Source organism: Campylobacter sp. CFSAN093224, from assembly GCF_012897395.1.
Taxonomy (GTDB): Bacteria; Campylobacterota; Campylobacteria; order Campylobacterales; family Campylobacteraceae; genus Campylobacter_D; species Campylobacter_D jejuni.
The window spans coordinates 552,114-568,480 of record NZ_CP040607.1 but is presented as its reverse complement, the minus strand read 5'-3'; the positions used below and the strand labels follow the sequence as shown (position 1 = coordinate 568,480).

Annotated in this window: 15 protein-coding genes; 6 read left to right on the top strand and 9 right to left on the bottom strand. The window is 30.7% G+C overall.

All coding sequences use genetic code 11. From position 1 onward, the window contains the following. Position 1: 1 nt before the first annotated feature. From FBF11_RS03005 to ppk2, 4 genes are all read right to left on the bottom strand, one after another. Entirely contained in the window at positions 2-1,927 is a 1,926-nt protein-coding gene (locus FBF11_RS03005; protein WP_057096856.1) for an ABC transporter permease, read from the bottom strand. Continuing rightward, complete coding sequence (locus FBF11_RS03000; RefSeq protein WP_002874220.1) at positions 1,927-3,099, bottom strand: efflux RND transporter periplasmic adaptor subunit; 1,173 nt, start codon at positions 3,097-3,099, stop codon at positions 1,927-1,929. The genes FBF11_RS03005 and FBF11_RS03000 overlap by 1 nt, the downstream gene beginning before the upstream one ends. Positions 3,100-3,177: 78 nt before the next feature. Further along, positions 3,178-4,368, bottom strand: a complete 1,191-nt coding sequence (locus FBF11_RS02995) for a M20 family metallopeptidase (protein ID WP_002873786.1) — start codon at positions 4,366-4,368, stop codon at positions 3,178-3,180. Positions 4,369-4,376: 8 nt separating this feature from the next. Beyond that, positions 4,377-5,258, bottom strand: a complete 882-nt coding sequence (ppk2, locus tag FBF11_RS02990) for a polyphosphate kinase 2 (RefSeq protein WP_002852184.1) — start codon at positions 5,256-5,258, stop codon at positions 4,377-4,379. Between the two features lie 94 nt (positions 5,259-5,352). Here ppk2 and FBF11_RS02985 point away from each other — a divergent pair, with 94 nt between their 5' ends. From FBF11_RS02985 to FBF11_RS02975, 3 genes are read left to right on the top strand one after another with little or no spacing between them, the layout of a single operon-like run. Then, complete coding sequence (locus FBF11_RS02985; protein ID WP_002852245.1) at positions 5,353-7,056, top strand: protein-disulfide reductase DsbD; 1,704 nt, start codon at positions 5,353-5,355, stop codon at positions 7,054-7,056. Then, on the top strand, positions 7,053-7,721 hold the full coding sequence (locus FBF11_RS02980) for an MOSC domain-containing protein (RefSeq protein WP_002874219.1): 669 nt from the start codon (positions 7,053-7,055) through the stop codon (positions 7,719-7,721). Before FBF11_RS02985 ends, FBF11_RS02980 begins: the two co-directional genes overlap by 4 nt. Positions 7,722-7,771: 50 nt before the next feature. Then, positions 7,772-9,115, top strand: a complete 1,344-nt coding sequence (locus tag FBF11_RS02975) for a sodium-dependent transporter (RefSeq protein WP_057096857.1) — start codon at positions 7,772-7,774, stop codon at positions 9,113-9,115. On the opposite strand, the gene FBF11_RS02970 is transcribed toward FBF11_RS02975, so the two are convergent. The 5 genes from FBF11_RS02970 to peb4 all read right to left on the bottom strand — a co-directional run bounded on the left by FBF11_RS02970 (position 9,107) and on the right by peb4 (position 14,341). Next, complete coding sequence (locus FBF11_RS02970; RefSeq protein ID WP_002852217.1) at positions 9,107-9,982, bottom strand: 1-aminocyclopropane-1-carboxylate deaminase/D-cysteine desulfhydrase; 876 nt, start codon at positions 9,980-9,982, stop codon at positions 9,107-9,109. The genes FBF11_RS02975 and FBF11_RS02970 overlap by 9 nt on opposite strands. Continuing rightward, positions 9,969-10,922, bottom strand: coding sequence for an OmpA family protein (locus FBF11_RS02965; RefSeq protein WP_002852313.1), 954 nt, complete (start codon positions 10,920-10,922; stop codon positions 9,969-9,971). The genes FBF11_RS02970 and FBF11_RS02965 overlap by 14 nt, the downstream gene beginning before the upstream one ends. Continuing rightward, complete coding sequence (locus FBF11_RS02960) at positions 10,919-12,361, bottom strand: MotA/TolQ/ExbB proton channel family protein (protein WP_002894406.1); 1,443 nt, start codon at positions 12,359-12,361, stop codon at positions 10,919-10,921. The genes FBF11_RS02965 and FBF11_RS02960 overlap by 4 nt, the downstream gene beginning before the upstream one ends. Before the next feature lie 94 nt (positions 12,362-12,455). Continuing rightward, positions 12,456-13,520 carry a class II fructose-bisphosphate aldolase gene (gene fbaA, locus FBF11_RS02955; RefSeq protein WP_002852272.1) on the bottom strand — a complete coding sequence of 355 codons (1,065 nt, stop codon included), beginning with the start codon at positions 13,518-13,520 and terminating at the stop codon, positions 12,456-12,458. Beyond that, positions 13,520-14,341 (bottom strand): peptidylprolyl isomerase PEB4, encoded by an 822-nt coding sequence (gene peb4, locus FBF11_RS02950; RefSeq protein ID WP_002852119.1) that lies wholly within the window; start codon positions 14,339-14,341, stop codon positions 13,520-13,522. Before peb4 ends, fbaA begins: the two co-directional genes overlap by 1 nt. A gap of 80 nt (positions 14,342-14,421) precedes the next feature. Between peb4 and nth the strand changes: the two genes are divergently transcribed. The 3 genes from nth to FBF11_RS02935 are packed head-to-tail and all read left to right on the top strand — an operon-like array spanning position 14,422 to position 16,338. Next, on the top strand, positions 14,422-15,048 hold the full coding sequence (nth, locus tag FBF11_RS02945) for an endonuclease III (RefSeq protein WP_002852225.1): 627 nt from the start codon (positions 14,422-14,424) through the stop codon (positions 15,046-15,048). Next, positions 15,045-15,695, top strand: coding sequence for a DNA/RNA non-specific endonuclease (locus FBF11_RS02940; protein WP_002874218.1), 651 nt, complete (start codon positions 15,045-15,047; stop codon positions 15,693-15,695). Before nth ends, FBF11_RS02940 begins: the two co-directional genes overlap by 4 nt. Before the next feature lie 10 nt (positions 15,696-15,705). After that, a complete protein-coding gene (locus tag FBF11_RS02935; RefSeq protein WP_002874216.1) occupies positions 15,706-16,338 on the top strand; it encodes a trimeric intracellular cation channel family protein in 633 nt (210 codons plus the stop codon). Positions 16,339-16,367 lie beyond the last annotated feature (29 nt).

Below are 16,367 nucleotides of genomic sequence, written 5' to 3'. Positions count from 1 at the left end.
TTTATTCCTTTGATAATGCACTAATAGGATTTAAATTTGCTGCATTTCTTGCAGGGAAAAAACCAAAAACCACACCGATAAACATAGAACTTAAAAGTCCCAAAAGCACAGAATAGGCATTTAAAATCATAGGAAAATCTGTACTTAAAGTATTAAAAGCAAAAATAACAAAAATCGATAAAATCACACCTAAAATCGCCCCTATAGTACAAATCATAACCGCTTCGATTAAAAACTGCATCATAATATCTTCTCTTCTAGCCCCTATAGCCATGCGTATGCCTATTTCTCTTGTTCTTTCACTTACAGAAACAAGCATGATATTCATCACTCCTATACCCCCAACAATCAAAGCAATCACAGCCACACAAGCGGTAAGTATGGTTGTAGTGCGTTTATTTGCTGTAATAGCTTGCTTAAAAGTGTCAGAATTAAAAGTAAAAAAATCCTTTTGTCCGCGTTTAATTTCTAAAATTCTTATAATAGCATTTTCAGCCAAAGTTGAACTCACATCATCTTTAACCTTAACTATGATTTCACGCAAATTTCTATCTCCTGTAAGCTTATTCATCAGTGTTGTATAGGGTATATAAAGACGTACTACATTATCTTCTATAGGCTTGTCTGTATCTTTTTGCAAAACTCCTATAATCTTAAAAGGTTGAGAATTAAAAAGCACCACACGACCTAAAATATTTTCACTTTTTTCATCAGGAAAAAGATTTTTTTTAGCATTAAAATCCAATACAGCAACATTGGTACTATTTTTTACATCATCATTATTTAAAATTCTTCCCGCATCTATCCTTAAACCTTCTATAGCAAAATTATTTACCCCCACTCCTTCAGCTCTTGCACTTAAAGAAATATTGGTATAAGTTGCCACACCTGAAGTATTTGAATGAGCATCCACTGCTTCTAAATATTCTAGGGATCTTAGCGTTTCTAAATCGCTAAAATTAAGCCTTGTTTTACCTGAACGCAAATCCCCAAAACCCCTTCCAGGACGAATTTCAATAGTATTTGTCCCAAGTCTTGCAATGGACTCAAGCACCTTAGCTTGAGAACCCAATCCCAAAGCTACAACACAAACTACAGAAGCAATGCCTATGATGATTCCAAGCATAGTTAAAACAGAACGAAGTTTGTGTGCAAGTATGGAAGAATAAGCTATCTTAAAACACTCAAAGGCTTGATTTTTAAGCAAAGTAAGTGTTTTTTTCTCTTTGGGCATTGTTTTTAAAATAAGTTTTTCTTGAGCTTTTTCCTTTTTAGTATCGCTTAAAATTTCTCCATCTTTAATCTCTATAACCCTTTTAGCTTGTGTTGCAATTTTTGGATCGTGGGTTACTAAGACTATAGTATGACCTTGCGCGTTAAGTTTTTGTAAAATTTCAAGCACCATAATACCGCTTTTACTATCCAAAGCTCCCGTTGGCTCATCAGCCAAAATAAGCTCTCCGCCATTGATTAAAGCTCTTGCTATAGAAACGCGTTGTTGCTGCCCTCCGCTTAATTCGTTTGGCTTAGAATCTAACTTGTGAGCTAATTCTAAATCATTTAAAAGTTTTTTAGCGTTTTGACTTCTTTCTTGTAAATTTTTTCCCGCATAAACTGCAGGTAAAGAAACATTTTCTTTAGCACTCAGCAAGCTTAAAAGATTATATCTTTGAAATATAAAGCCTATTTTTTCACGCCTTAATCTTGCTTTTTCATCATTATTAAGTTTAGTGACTTCATACTCATCAAAAACATAAGTTCCACTACTTGGTGTATCTAATGTTCCTATGATATTCAAAAGTGAAGTTTTACCACTTCCACTTTGTCCTATAATAGCAACAAATTCACCTTTTTCTATACTTAAACTTACATTTTTTAAAATGGCATTTTCGCCTATATTTTTGCAAATATTTTTAAGAAAAATCATTAAAATCTCAACTTCATTTTAGGAGCTAAACCATCAGCACTTGAGCTTACTATCAATTCTTCATTTTCATTTACGCCTTCTAAAATTTGAGTATTGATAGAATCTTTAATGCCAAGTTTGACATATTTTTTAACAGCTTTTTGATTTTCTAAAATTTCAACATAATAACCTTTTGGATCGCTTTTAATTGCATAAGTTGGTACTGCTAAAACAGCCTTTGCACTCGCTACGACAATTTCATTTTGTATACTCATACCAATACGCAAAAAATCATCTTTATTGGCTACATAAAATTTTGCGTAATAATAAATAGCATTTGATGAGCTTGAGCTTGAAGAACTCGAACTTGATGAGCTTGAGCTTGTACTAGAATCACTCACTTCAGTATCAGCTGGATCTATACTTGCAATCTTAGCATGATAAGTTTTTTGAGGATCATTAAGCAAAGAAAAATCAAGCTCTGTTCCTACTTTTATCTTACTCACATCAGCCTCTGCTATTTCCATTCTTACTTCCATTTCGTCTAAATTAGCTATACGGACTATAGTAGGAGTGTTTTGATTAGCATTAACTGTTTGTCCTTCATCTACAGCTACATTAATCACAACACCATCCATAGGAGCAGTAATGGTTGTATAATCTAAATCTTTTTGTGCATTTTTAAGAGTGATTTCAAGTTGAACTACTTGAGCATTAAGCTCTGCAACATTAGCTTTTAAAGTATAATAATTATTTTTTTGAGTTTCTAAATTTTCAAGAGAACTTGCTTTAGCTGCATAAAGTTTTTGCTCTCTTTGATATTGCTTATTCGCAATCTCAAGGGCAACTTTTTTACTCTCTAAATTAGCCTTAGCGCTTTCAAGCTGAGCTTTTGTAATATCTAAATCGTTTTGTTGTTTATCTTTGTCAATTTGAGCGATCAAATCACCTTGCTTTACATGAGTTCCCACATCCACATAAAGTTTTATAATTTGTCCGCTAACTTGAGCACCCACATCAACTTGATCTTTGGCATATACCTTTCCTACTGCCTCTATGGTTTGAGATATATCTTTTTTTTGTATTTTTTGAGTTAAATAGCTGATTTTTTCATCATTATTAAAAAAAATAAAATAAGCCCCAACACTTCCAAGTATTGCAATTAAAATGATTAAAATAACCTTCTTTTTCATAATAACAAATCCTAAAGAAAAATCAAGATTAAATTTTACTCATTTTTTGTGAATTTTTTGTGAATTTTTAATTCTATTTTATAAATTTAAAAATTCTAAAGCCATCATCACATCACCCTGCATTAAGACTTTTAAATTTTCATCATCCCAACAAAAAGTAGAACTATGATGCAAAGCTGGATGATTTAAATCCTTTGAAATTCCAACAAATACATAAGCTCCCATTCTTTCTCGTGTTAAAAAAGCAAAATCTTCAGCCCCCATGTCAGGTTTAGAAGAAACAATGATATTTTCTTCTCCTAAGACCTTTGCAAAAGCTTTTCTTGCTATTAAAGCAGCATTTTCATCATTAATCAATGGAGGAAATTCTTTAGTATATTTAAGCTTATAATCTCCGCCATTGGATTTTGCTGTAGCAGCAGCCACTTCTTCTAAAGAACTTTTTAAAATATCTTGCGTTTTATCATTTAAAAAGCGCACAGTTCCTTTTAAATAAGCATTTGTAGGAATAACATTATAAGTAGTTCCTGCACAAATTTGACCTACGGTAATCACCCCTGCTTCATAAGGGGCTAAACGTCTAGAAATAACACTTTGTATATTATTTACAAATTGCGTTGTCATAATTATAGGATCTATACAAGTGTGCGGATGAGCTCCATGCCCTCCTCTGCCAATAAATTCCAAATCAAAAATATCCGTTCCAGCCATCATTTCACCACTTACAATTTGAGCAGTATTTTCAAGCAAAGGCCCCCATAAATGACAACCAAAAACTGCATCAACATAAGGATTTTCCAATACACCTGATTCTATCATAGGTTTAGCTCCACCGCTTCCCTCTTCTGCGGGCTGAAACATAAATTTAATCGTGCCACAAAATTCATCTTTAAGCTCATTTAATATCAAAGCAGCTCCCAAAAGCCCTGCTGTATGTCCATCATGTCCACATGCATGCATCTTACCATCAATTTTTGAAGCATAGCTTAGATTAGTTTTTTCTTGCACAGGCAAAGCATCCATATCCGCTCTTAAAAGAACACATTTTGGTTTTTTCTGACTCTTCTTTTTTCCTTCTATAATAGCTAAAATTCCTGTTTTTGCAATATTTTTTTGATATTTAATGCCAAACTCATCTAAAATTTTACACACTAAATGGGCTGTATTTTCTTCTTCAAATTCAAGCTCAGGATGCATATGAATTTGATGTCTTAAATCAACTACTTTATCATAGTACTTTAGTGCTAAATTTTCAACCAGCTTTTGCATTCTTTTCCTTAATCTAAATCTTTTATTTTCTCATCTGCTTTTTTACTGTCAAGTTTTTCCAAATTCGCCTCCATTTTTCGTATTTCTTCTTCTCCACTACGCACTAATTTTGCATCAATTTTGGAAAAATCTCCAGTTTTTTTATTTGGATATTCTACCTTAGAAAGTATAAAACGCAATAAATTTAATCTTGCTTTTTTCTTATCATCAGAAGAAATAATAGTCCAAGGACAAGTTGGAGTATTAGATGCTAAAAGCATAGAGTATTTAGCTAAAGTATATTTATCCCATAATTCTTGCGATTTTTGATCCACAGGAGATAATTTATATTGTTTAAGTGGATCGCTTCGGCGTTTTTCAAAACGTTTTTTTTGCTCGTCTTTTGATACTGAAAAATAAAATTTAAAAAAAATAATATCACTATTTGAAATCATATTTTCAAACAAAGGCACTTCTCTTAAAAAATCTTTATGTTGTTGCGGTGTACAAAAACCCATAACCGGTTCTACTCCTGCACGATTATACCAAGATCTGTCAAAAATCACAATCTCACCGGCTGAGGGCAAATGTGCTATATAACGCTGAAAATACCACTGTGTTTTTTCCACATCACTAGGTTTTTCAAGAGCCACAACGCGGCAACCACGCGGATTTAAATGCTCAATCAAACGTTTAATCGCCCCACCTTTTCCAGCCGCATCACGCCCTTCTATAAGTATAAGAACCTTTAAACCCTTGGCTTTAACATGATTTTGAAATTTCAAAAGCTCAATTTGCAAATTCTTTAAATCTTTTTCATATTCTATTGTACTTTTCTTTCTTTTAACAGAAACATAAATTTCATTCTTTTTAACAACCGCTTGCGCTTTTGGAGAATTATTTTCTTGCATTTTCAAACCTTTATAAAGTATTTAAAGTAAATTTACCATAATAAATTATAATTGAAGTTAAAAATAAAGGAAAAAATAAGTTTTTAGGAAATTTATGCGTATTTTTGGTATTATTTTATTAAGTTTTTGTTTATGTTTTGCTTCTATATTATCTTTAAATGAAGCTTTTAATGTAAAATCAAACTCTTATAATAACTCTATCTCAATTGATATTGAACTTGGAAAAGATATTTATCTTTATTCTAATAAACTTAAATTATATATAAACGAAAAAGATATAAGTTCTTTGATTAATCTACCTCAAAGTTCTACAAGAGGTAATGAAAATGTTTATTATCAAAAATTAAATTTAGCTTTGCCAAATTTATTACTAGAGCGCTTTGCAAAAAATACCACAAATTTAATCAAACTCGAATTTCAAGGCTGTTCTGAACAAGGCTTGTGTTATAATCCTCAAACTTGGTACTTTGATCTCATTTCTAAAAAAGATGCTTTTGAAATTTCAAAACCTTACAAAGCTCAAAAAACAGATAAAAAAACTAAAATTGAATCTGAAGAAAGCTCTATAGCAAATTTTTTAGCAACAGATAACTTTTTTTGGATTTTGCTAAGTTTTTTTGGCTATGGACTTTTACTCTCCTTAACACCTTGTATTTTACCTATGATTCCGATTTTATCTTCTCTTATCGTAGCAAAAAGTAATGCTAAATTTTCAAAAAAATATAGTTTTTTTCTCTCTTTTATCTATGTTTTTTTCATGTCTTTAGCCTATGCTATTGCTGGAGTTATAGCAAGTTTTCTAGGAGCAAGTATTCAAGGAATTTTACAAAAACCTATTATTTTAATTCTTTTTGCTCTAATTTTCATAGCTTTTGCTTTTGCTATGTTTGGAGCTTTTCGTTTTGAATTGCCATTAAGATTTCAAACCTTTATACATAAAAAAAGCGAAAAAGGGAAGGGAGTTGTAGGTATAGCCATCATGGGATTTTTATCTGCTTTAATAGTAGGTCCTTGCGTAGCAGCTCCTTTAGCAGGTGCTTTAATTTATATAGCCAATACAGGCAATGCTTTATTAGGTGGTAGTGCACTTTTTATCATGAGTTTTGGCATGGGTATACCTTTGCTTTTCATAGGCTTAGGATTAGGTTTTATTAAACCTGGTTTTTGGATGGAAAAAGTAAAAATTTTCTTTGGTTTTGTTATGTTGGCTATGGCTATTTGGATACTTTCTAGAATTATTGAAGAAAATTACATTTTAATTGCCTATGGAATTTTAGGTGTATTTTTTAGTGTTTTTATGGGAATTTTTGAAAAAAGTTTTACAATAATTTCTAAAATTAAAAAAAGTATTTTAATTCTTATTTTAGCTTATTCTCTAAGTATTTTCCTAGGAGGACTTTTTGGGGCTAAAAATTTCTTAAATCCTTTAAATTTCAATACTATATCTGCCTCAAAACATGCTTTAAGCTATGATTATATCAACAATTTTGAACAATTAAAGCAAGAAATACAAACAAATACAAAGCCTATAATGCTTGATTTTACTGCATCTTGGTGTGAAAATTGCAAACTTTTAGATGAATTAACCTTTAGCGATGAAAGAATCATACAAAAAATGCAAAATTACAAACTTATCAAAGTTGATGTAAGCGAAAATAATAATGAACAAATTAAAACCATGAAAGAATTTAATGTTTTTGGCCCACCTGTTTTAATTTTCTTTGAAAATGGAAAAGAAAAATTAAAAATCACGGGTTTTATCAGTGCTGATGATTTATTAAAAAAAATAGAACCATGAAAATTCAAAGTTTGCAAATAGGGAAAATTAAAAACTATAAAAATTTCCAAAGCGCATTTATTAAAGATACTTACCTAGAAGAAATACAAATTGATTTTCTAGGTATTTTAGATGATCAAATAGCTGATAAAATTCATCATGGAGGCTACTATAAGGCTATTTTTGCCAACTCTTGTCAAAACTATCCTATATGGGAAAGATTTCTTAATAAAAAGCTAAATTTTGGCTCAATGGGTGAAAATTTGAGCATCGATGGGCTTTGTGAACAAAATGTTTGCATAGGTGATATACATCAAATTTCAAATGCAATACTGCAAGTAAGCGAACCTAGAAAACCTTGTGTAAAAATTTCTAAAATTCACAATAATCCAAATTTTACACATGAAATTTTTAAAACGGGCTTGAGTGGATGGTATTATAAAGTTTTACAAGTTGGACAAATACGAAAGCATGAAAACATTAAAATTTTAGAAAAAAATTCTACTTCACTTAGTGTATTTGAACTCAATCAACTTTTTTACTCCCCGCATCAAATTCTTAAGCAAAATCCGAATTTATTAGATAAATTAGAAAAATTAAACTCTCTCATATCTCAAAATTGGCACGAAACGATACACAAACGCTTAAAAAATACTTACGATATAAGCTATATGGATAGCTTATAAGTTTTTAAAGTTATTTTTAGGTAAAATAATTCTTTTTCGAAAGGATAATCATGCAAAGACAAACATGGAGTAGCACACTAACTTATATTCTAACAGTTGCTGGAGCAACCATAGGATTTGGAGCAACTTGGCGTTTTCCCTATCTTGTAGGAGAAAATGGTGGCGGTGCTTATGTATTAGTTTTTTGTATAGCCATGATTATCATAGGCATTCCTGTTATTTTAGTTGAAAATGTCATAGGCAGAAAAGCGATGACAAATAGCGTAGATGCTTTCAAACAAAAATGGCAAAGTATTGGATATATGGGACTTTTAGGAAGCTTTGGCATAATGGCTTACTACATGGTACTTGGAGGATGGGTTTTAGTTTATATTTGGGAATTAACCCTAGGGAATTTTAGTCTTGCCAATGTAGTAAGCAAAGAATTTACTCATCAGTTTTTTAACGACAAAATAGCCTTCAATCCTTTAGGAGTTGGTATTTTTACCACTGTTTTTGTAATTATTAATTATATTATTTTAAAAAGAGGCATTATAGATGGTATAGAAAAATCCGTAAAATTTTTAATGCCTTTATTATTTATCTGTCTTATTATTGTTGTAGGACGCAATTTAACCCTTGATGGAGCTATGGCTGGAGTTAAATTTTATCTTGAACCTGATTTTAGTAAAATTTTATCACCAAAACTTTTAATCGATGTTTTAGGACAAGTCTTTTTTGCTTTATCCCTAGGTTTTGGGGTAATGATAACACTTTCATCTCATCTTAATAAAAATGAAAATATGGCAAAAACCGCTATTTATACAGGGGTTTTAAATACTATCATAGCTGTTTTGGCTGGTTTTATGATTTTTCCAGCACTTTTCTCAGCGGGACTTGCTCCAGATAGCGGGCCTTCTTTGGTTTTTGAAACTTTACCTATAGCATTTTCTCATATCCATTTTGGCACCATTGTGTGTATTTTATTTTTTGTCTTACTCTTGATTGCAGCTTTAACCACAAGCTTGCCAATTTATCAAGTTATTATTAGCGTATTAGAAGAAAAATTTAAATATTCTAAAAATCTTTCTACTAACCTAACTCTAGGGTTTATCTTCATACTTGGCAATCTTCCTTGTATTCTAACTTATGGGCCTTGGCGTGATATTGTTATCATCAAAGGAAAAAACATTTTTGATAGTTTTGATTTCATTAGTGGAAATATTTTGTTTGTTTTAACTGCATTTTTTTGCTGTATTTATGTAGGTTGGATTTTAGGCAAACAAGAAAGTCTAAAAGAACTTAGCAATAACAATACACTTAAAAGTTCATGGTTTGGAATTTGGTTTTATTATGTAAAATATATAGTACCTTTGATTATTTTAATCATTTTTATCTATGGAATTTTAAACTGATTTTTTAAATTTATATCTCTCTAACATAGTGGAATTTCCTAAAATTCCACCTTGATGTATATAAAGCAATGGTTTTTTCCACTCTTGTTTTAATGCTATACTTAATCCTAAAATATCATACAACAAGTCAAATTCTATATTGCACTTTAACTTTAAATCCATATAAAGCTCATAAAATTCTTTATACGGCTTAGCAAAGTGATATTTTTTATCACTTGTTAAAAATTCTAAATTTGAAAAATCATAGCTTGGATCTAATGTTAAAATTTGTTTTTTAAGATATTTAATATCACCTACACAAGCGCAAGTAAATACTTTAAATTTAGAATACTTTGCCAAAAAAGCTGCCGAAGTGCCTGTGCCCGAAGGTAAAAAAATATCAAAATCAAGCTTTAAACTTTGACTTTGCATTTGAATTTCTTGAGCAAGTTCCATATAGCCATATTGAGCTTCTAAATTAGCTATGCCTTGTTCTATAAAAACATCATCTTTTTTACACAAAGACAAAGCAAATTGCTTTAAGGATAAAGAATGGATATTTTCTACAAAATCAACACCATTTTCTAAAGCTAAAGCATAGTTTCCACAAGGATTATTCTTAAGAAAAGTAGAAATTTTTTCACAAGCAAAAACAAGCTTATATGATCTTTGTTTAGCAAAAATACTTAATGCCGCCAAAGCATTACTTTGGCTTCCTCCATAACTTACAAAAGATTGATTTTTAGGATATCTTTGATGGATATAAAAAGCAAGTTTCCTAGCTTTATTTCCATTAATTTCCCCTAATAAATCATCTCTTTTAATATAAAATTCAAATCCGTTAAAATTGATTTTTTGTATAGGACTAATTGTTTTAATGAAATTCAAAGAATTTTTCTACATCCTTTAAAGCATTATCATTTTTAATGCTAAATTTTATTTCTATGCGACGACTCTTATCCTTATCTTCAACTCCGTTGACAAACACAGGATCTGAAAAAGAACGTCCACTTGCCATTAAAAGCTTTTGAAGCTTATCACTCTTATAAAAAGTATAGATAAAATTCATCACCTCATAAGCTCTTTTTTGCGACAAATCTAAATTATAAATATAAGATCCATCACTATCAGTATGTCCTTCAATAATGATATTTTCAATGTTAGAAAAAATTTTTGGATCTTCAAGAATAGCATCAAAATATTCGCTTAAGATTTTTCTCAAACTTGCCTTTGCCTCATTTTTTAACACATAAGAATCCTTATCAAAAAGTACTTCAGCAGGCAAAGAAATAGATCCTGTCTTTTCATCTATAGTGATATTATTATCAAGTTTGCTTTGTAATTCCTTGCTTAAATTTTCACGAATCAAACCAAGATTTTGCACCTTTTCTTTAGCTTTTTGAAAATCTTCTTGTAAATTTTTAAGCTCTTCATCTTTTTTCTCTAGTTGACCTAGTAAAATCAAAATTTGCTTATCTTTATTATCTAAAGTTGAGTTTAAATCTTTGCTTAACTGCTTGTAATTTGTAATATTAGCCTCTAATTCTGCTTTTTGAGAATTAGCAAGATTTAAAGCACTAGAAGCATTGTTTAAATCAGAACTTAGTTTAAACACTATGGCTTCTTTATTTCTAAGCTCTTCTTTACTCTCCTCTAAGCGTGCCTCTTGTTTATTGAGATTATCTTTAATTTCTTTTAAATCACTTTGAGTTAAAACATATTTTACAACAATAGCACCTATTAGCAAAATAAAAACAAACAGCAATCCTGCCATTAAATCAGCATAAGCTATCCAAAAATTGCTATCTTCTTTTGACTCATTTTTCATTTATTTTCTTTATCTTCATTTTTTAGCTCATCATTGCTTTCTTGCTTAGATATTTCTGCTTGAATTTCATCTTGATTTTCTTCAGTCTTAGACTCTGAAAAATCTTCTATTTGTTTGGTTTCATTTTCTTTATTCTGATTTTCATCCCCAGAAAGCTTGCTCATCATTTGACTTGTTTCTTCATCAAGTGCTTTCATTTCTTTTTTAAGCTCATCCATCATTTTGATTTTAGCATCAATACTTTTTTCTTCTTCATATACTTCTTTAAATTTATGCATACCTTCAAACAAGCTTGCTTTAAATCCCTCAAAAACCTTTTCTTGACTTTCCAACATTGCTTTTTCATAAAGTTCAAAATTTTTACCAAAACGCTCTACTTTTTCATCGAATGCACTTAGCGTCTTATCAAGATGATGAATTTTATCACTACTGATATCGAGCAAGCGATTATATTGTTCTGACATTCTTGTATTGATTTCTTTTAAATTTTGATTGAGCAAACCTATACCATTTAACATTTCACTATAAAGCTTTCCAAGATCGCGTTGATCTCTTTGTGCTTTACTAAGCTCACCCATGGTTTGTTTGATGTGTTCACCACTTAATCTAATAGCCTTTTCTTCTATATTTAGCATATCTTGGAAAATACCAAATTTTCTATCAATAGCATGATCAAGCTCTGCAAAAAAATCATCATTACTAACTTGTTTAAAAATTGCTCCAATTTTTTCAAAATGTTGCAAACTCTCAGTTAAATATCTTTGATCAAGCTCTTCTTTTGTCCAAAAAAATCCACTTGTAGCGTTTTTTTGACGATTTAGCAAACGATCTATTTTGCTTTTACCATATTTTTCAAAAAACATCCACCATAATGCAAGAAAAATTCCATAAATTGAAACATAAAAAGCAGTTCCCACTCCACTTAACAAATCTGCAATTTCTTGTTCTAAGGCGGCTGTATCACTAGAACTAAAATTTGGCATTGAAAAAGCTATACTGATAAAAGTTCCTAAAATTCCCATCATTGGAAAAATTGCCGAACCTATACTAGCAAAATTCTCATTTCTTGCACCCTTAATATATGTATAAGCAAAGTCATCAAAATTGGCATTTGATTTCGTGTCTTTCCCTATGGCAAGAAAATGCCTCATAATATGTCTTTTTAAAGCCTGTTTAAATTCATCTTTTTGTTGTTCAAAAATACTATACGCATACTCAGCACTATGTCTAGCAAAAATCAATGCTGTAAAAAAAATCACACCTGTCATAATAACCGTATGTAATTCGACCTTAAAGTCAATTACATTAAAATAACCCAATAAAATCAAAATATAAAGAAAAGCTGGAATAAAAATAATTTTAAAATAAACCAAAGAACCTCTTGCATCTTTGCCTTCAGGCAAAACAAGTTCTGAAATTTCATCTGATTTAATATCCATGAAACCAATACCTCATTAAAAATTTTATTTTAAAGATTGCTACTTAATTTGATAAAAATTTTTAAAACAAAATAAAACTAAGCCTTTAAAATGCTTAGTTTTTGTTTATACAGTTTAAATCTTCAAAAGCGATTTCAAGACGTTTTATCATGCTTTCTTCACCGCTTCTTAACCAAACACGCGGATCATAGTATTTTTTATTTGGCTTGTCATCACCTTCTGGATTTCCAATTTGTCCTTGCAAATAAGCCCTATTTTTAAGTTCATATTCACGCACCCCATCCCAAAAAGCCCACTGGGTATCTGTATCAATATTCATCTTGATTACGCCATAGCTTACTGCATTTTTAATATCTTTTAGCTCACTACCGCTACCGCCATGAAATACAAAATTTATAGGCTTATCGCTATTTAAAGCAAATTTATCTTTTACAAATTTTTGCGAATTTTTTAAAATTTCAGGTTGTAAGCTAACATTTCCTGGCTTGTAAACTCCATGTACATTTCCAAAGCTTGCTGCGATTGAAAATTTATCACTAATTTTTCCAAGTCTTTCATATGCAAGAGCTACATCTTCTGGTTGGGTATAAAGCTTGGAATTATCAATACCTGTATTATCCACTCCATCTTCTTCGCCACCTGTACAACCTAATTCTATTTCAAGCGCGACACCTAAAGCATCAAGTTTTTGAAGATAAACTTCACAAGTGCTAAGATTTTCTTCTAAACTTTCTTCGCTAAGATCAAGCATATGAGAACTAAATAAAGCTTGTCCATGGGTTTTTTTATATTGTGCATTTGCCTCAATAAGCCCATCAATCCAAGGCAAAAGTTTTCTTGCAGCATGATCAGTGTGTAAAATCACAGGTACACCATAAGCTTTAGCAAGTAAATGTACATGTTTAGCCCCACTAATTGCACCTAAAACTTCTCCATTAGGACAATTTTTCCCTGCATAAAATTTTGCCCCACCATTTGAAAACTGGATAATAACTGGAGAGTTAACTTTTTTTGCAGCTTCTAAAACTGCATTAATAGAATCAGTTCCTACAACATTAACAGCAGGGATAGCAAAACCCTCTGCTTTAGCATAGTCATAAATTTTATTAAGCTCATCTCCGCTAATCACCCCTGCTTTTACAATGTCTAAAACACCCATTATTTATATTCCACTTTAGCACTATTTAAAAGATCTTGGCCTTTTTGATTGATAACTTTTTTAAATTCTTCAAATTTAAGTCCGTTTTCAATACCTTGTTTTACTTCATCAAATTTGATTTGACCTTTAGCTTGCGAATTTTCTTTTAAGATTACATGATAACCAAAATTCGTTTTTACTGGAGTTGTAGTAATAGTACCATTTTTAAGCGCGAAAGCAGCATCTGTAAAAGGCTTTACCATAGTTGATTGATCAAACCAACCAAGCTCACCACCTTGGTTTTTTGAACCTGGATCAATTGATTTCTCTTTAGCAAGCTCGCTAAATTTAGCATCTAGTTCTTTACCTTTTAAACCTTTAAGTTCGTTAATAATATCCTTAGCTTCTTTTTCTGTCGCTACTAAGATATGTTTTGCTTGCACTCTTGCAGGTTTTACATATTTGTCTTTATTTTGATCATAAAAAGCTTTAACTTTAGCCGCATCAATTTTAATAGTATTTAAAATTTTCTCTTGATAAACATTAACAAGTATTGCATCTTTTGCACGATCAAGTTCTTTTGTGTATAAAGGGTCTTTTTCTAAATTTTGTTTTTTAGCATCTTGCAAAATTAAATCTTGCATAATATATTGCTGAATAAGAGCTTTTTTTTGATTATCTGGCAAAGTTTTAAAATCCTGTCCTCTAAGCATAGGGGCAAAAAATTCACTTACTTCTGTATCGCTAATGCTCTTGCCATTAACAGTAGCTACTGTAGCTGCATTTACATTTAAAACTACACCTGCAATCAAAGTTGCTGCGACTAAAGAAAATTTTTTCATTAGGTTTCCTTTTTAATAAAATGTATATAAAATCAATTATATCTAAACTTGGTTTAAAGCTAATTAACTAAAATTAAAAAATGAAAAGAAATTTAGAAATCAAAGAACTTTTTTTAAAACATTTTGACAAGCCTGTAACAGAGCTTAAATTTTCAAATTTATATGAGCTTTTAGTCTGCGTAATGCTTTCAGCCCAATGCACTGATAAAAGAGTTAATCTCATCACTCCTGATCTTTTTAAAGCTTATCCTGATATCAAATCCCTTGCAAATGCAAATTTATCAAGTCTTAAAACCTATATACAAACTTGTTCATTTTTTAATAATAAAGCACAAAATCTTATAAAAATGGCAAAAGCAGTTTGTGAAAATTTTGACGGAGAAATTCCCCTTGATGAACAAAATTTAAAATCCTTAGCAGGCGTAGGACAAAAAACCGCTCATGTAGTTTTAATAGAATGGTGCGGAGCAAATTTCATGGCTGTAGATACTCATGTTTTTAGAGTTTCTCACCGCTTAGGACTTAGCAAAGCAAAAACTCCAGAAGCTACAGAAGAAGATTTAACACGCACATTTAAAGATAATCTTAACTATCTTCATCAAGCCATGGTTCTTTTTGGACGTTACACCTGTAAAGCTAAAAAACCTTTATGTAAAGAATGTTTTTTAAATCATCTTTGCAAAAGTAAAGATAAGGAACTTAAATGAAAATTTTCATCTTTTTACTCACTATATCTCTTAATATTTTTGCCTTAGAACCTTACAAGCCTAGTGCTGATTTTTCTTCTTATTTTAACAATATAAATTGCTCGCAAATCTTAGATAAGTTTTTTTATCTAAATTGCTATGATTATAAACTCAAAGGCACAAAAGCTGTTGCTTATAAGGTAGAAGCTTCAAATTTGAAAGATAGACAAATCAAAAAACGCCCTCGCTTTGAAGATGATACAAATATTCCTAAAAAATACCGCACTACTTGGAGTGATTATAAAAACAGTGGTTACACACGAGGACACACTGCACCCAATGCTTCTTTTAGCTTTAGTAAAGCTGCTCAAAATTCAGTATTTTTAATGAGTAATATTACCCCACAAAATGCACAAATAAATAATAAAATTTGGAATGAAATCGAACAAAGAGAAAGAAATTTAGCTTTAGAATTTCAAAGTATCGAAGTTTTAAATTTAGTACTTTACGATAAAGAACCACAATATATTAAAAACCGTATTGCTATACCAAGTTTTTATGTGAAAATTATTAAAACTCCGAAATTTAAAGAATGCTATCAAGCACCAAACCACGAAGTAAATGATGAAAATATTAAACAGTATCAAATAAATTGTGATAAATTTTAAGGTATAAATTATGGAGATAAATGCTCTTACGATAACCACTCTTTATATCATAGGTATTTCCGCAGAAGGAATGACAGGAGCTTTAGCTGCAGGACGCCACAAAATGGATCTTTTTGGAGTTATTTTTATTGCTCTCGTAACAGCAATTGGAGGCGGAAGCATAAGAGATGTGCTTTTAGGACATTATCCTTTAACTTGGGTTAAACATCCTGAATATATTATTTTAATCTGTTTTTGCGCCCTTGTAGCCACAAAAATTCCGCGCGTAGTAACCAAACTTGAAACTTTATTTCTAACTCTTGATGCTATAGGACTTGTTGTTTTTAGCATACTTGGAGCTCAAATAGCCATAGATCAAAACCATGGCTTTATCATAGCCGTTGCTGCTGCTGTAATTACCGGTGTTTTTGGTGGAATTTTAAGAGATATTTTATGTATGAGAATCCCCTTGGTGTTTCAAAAAGAAATTTATGCAGGAATTGCCATAATTGCAGGAGTAATCTATTATTCTCTAATAATTTGGCTTGAGCTTAATGCCCTAGTTTGCACACTTTTAACTCTTTTTATAGGAGTTTTTGCAAGGCTTTTAGCTATCAAATATCAATGGTCTTTACCTATTTTTTCTTACAATGAAGAAAAATAATTTATCGTTGCTTTATACAAGTTTGCTAA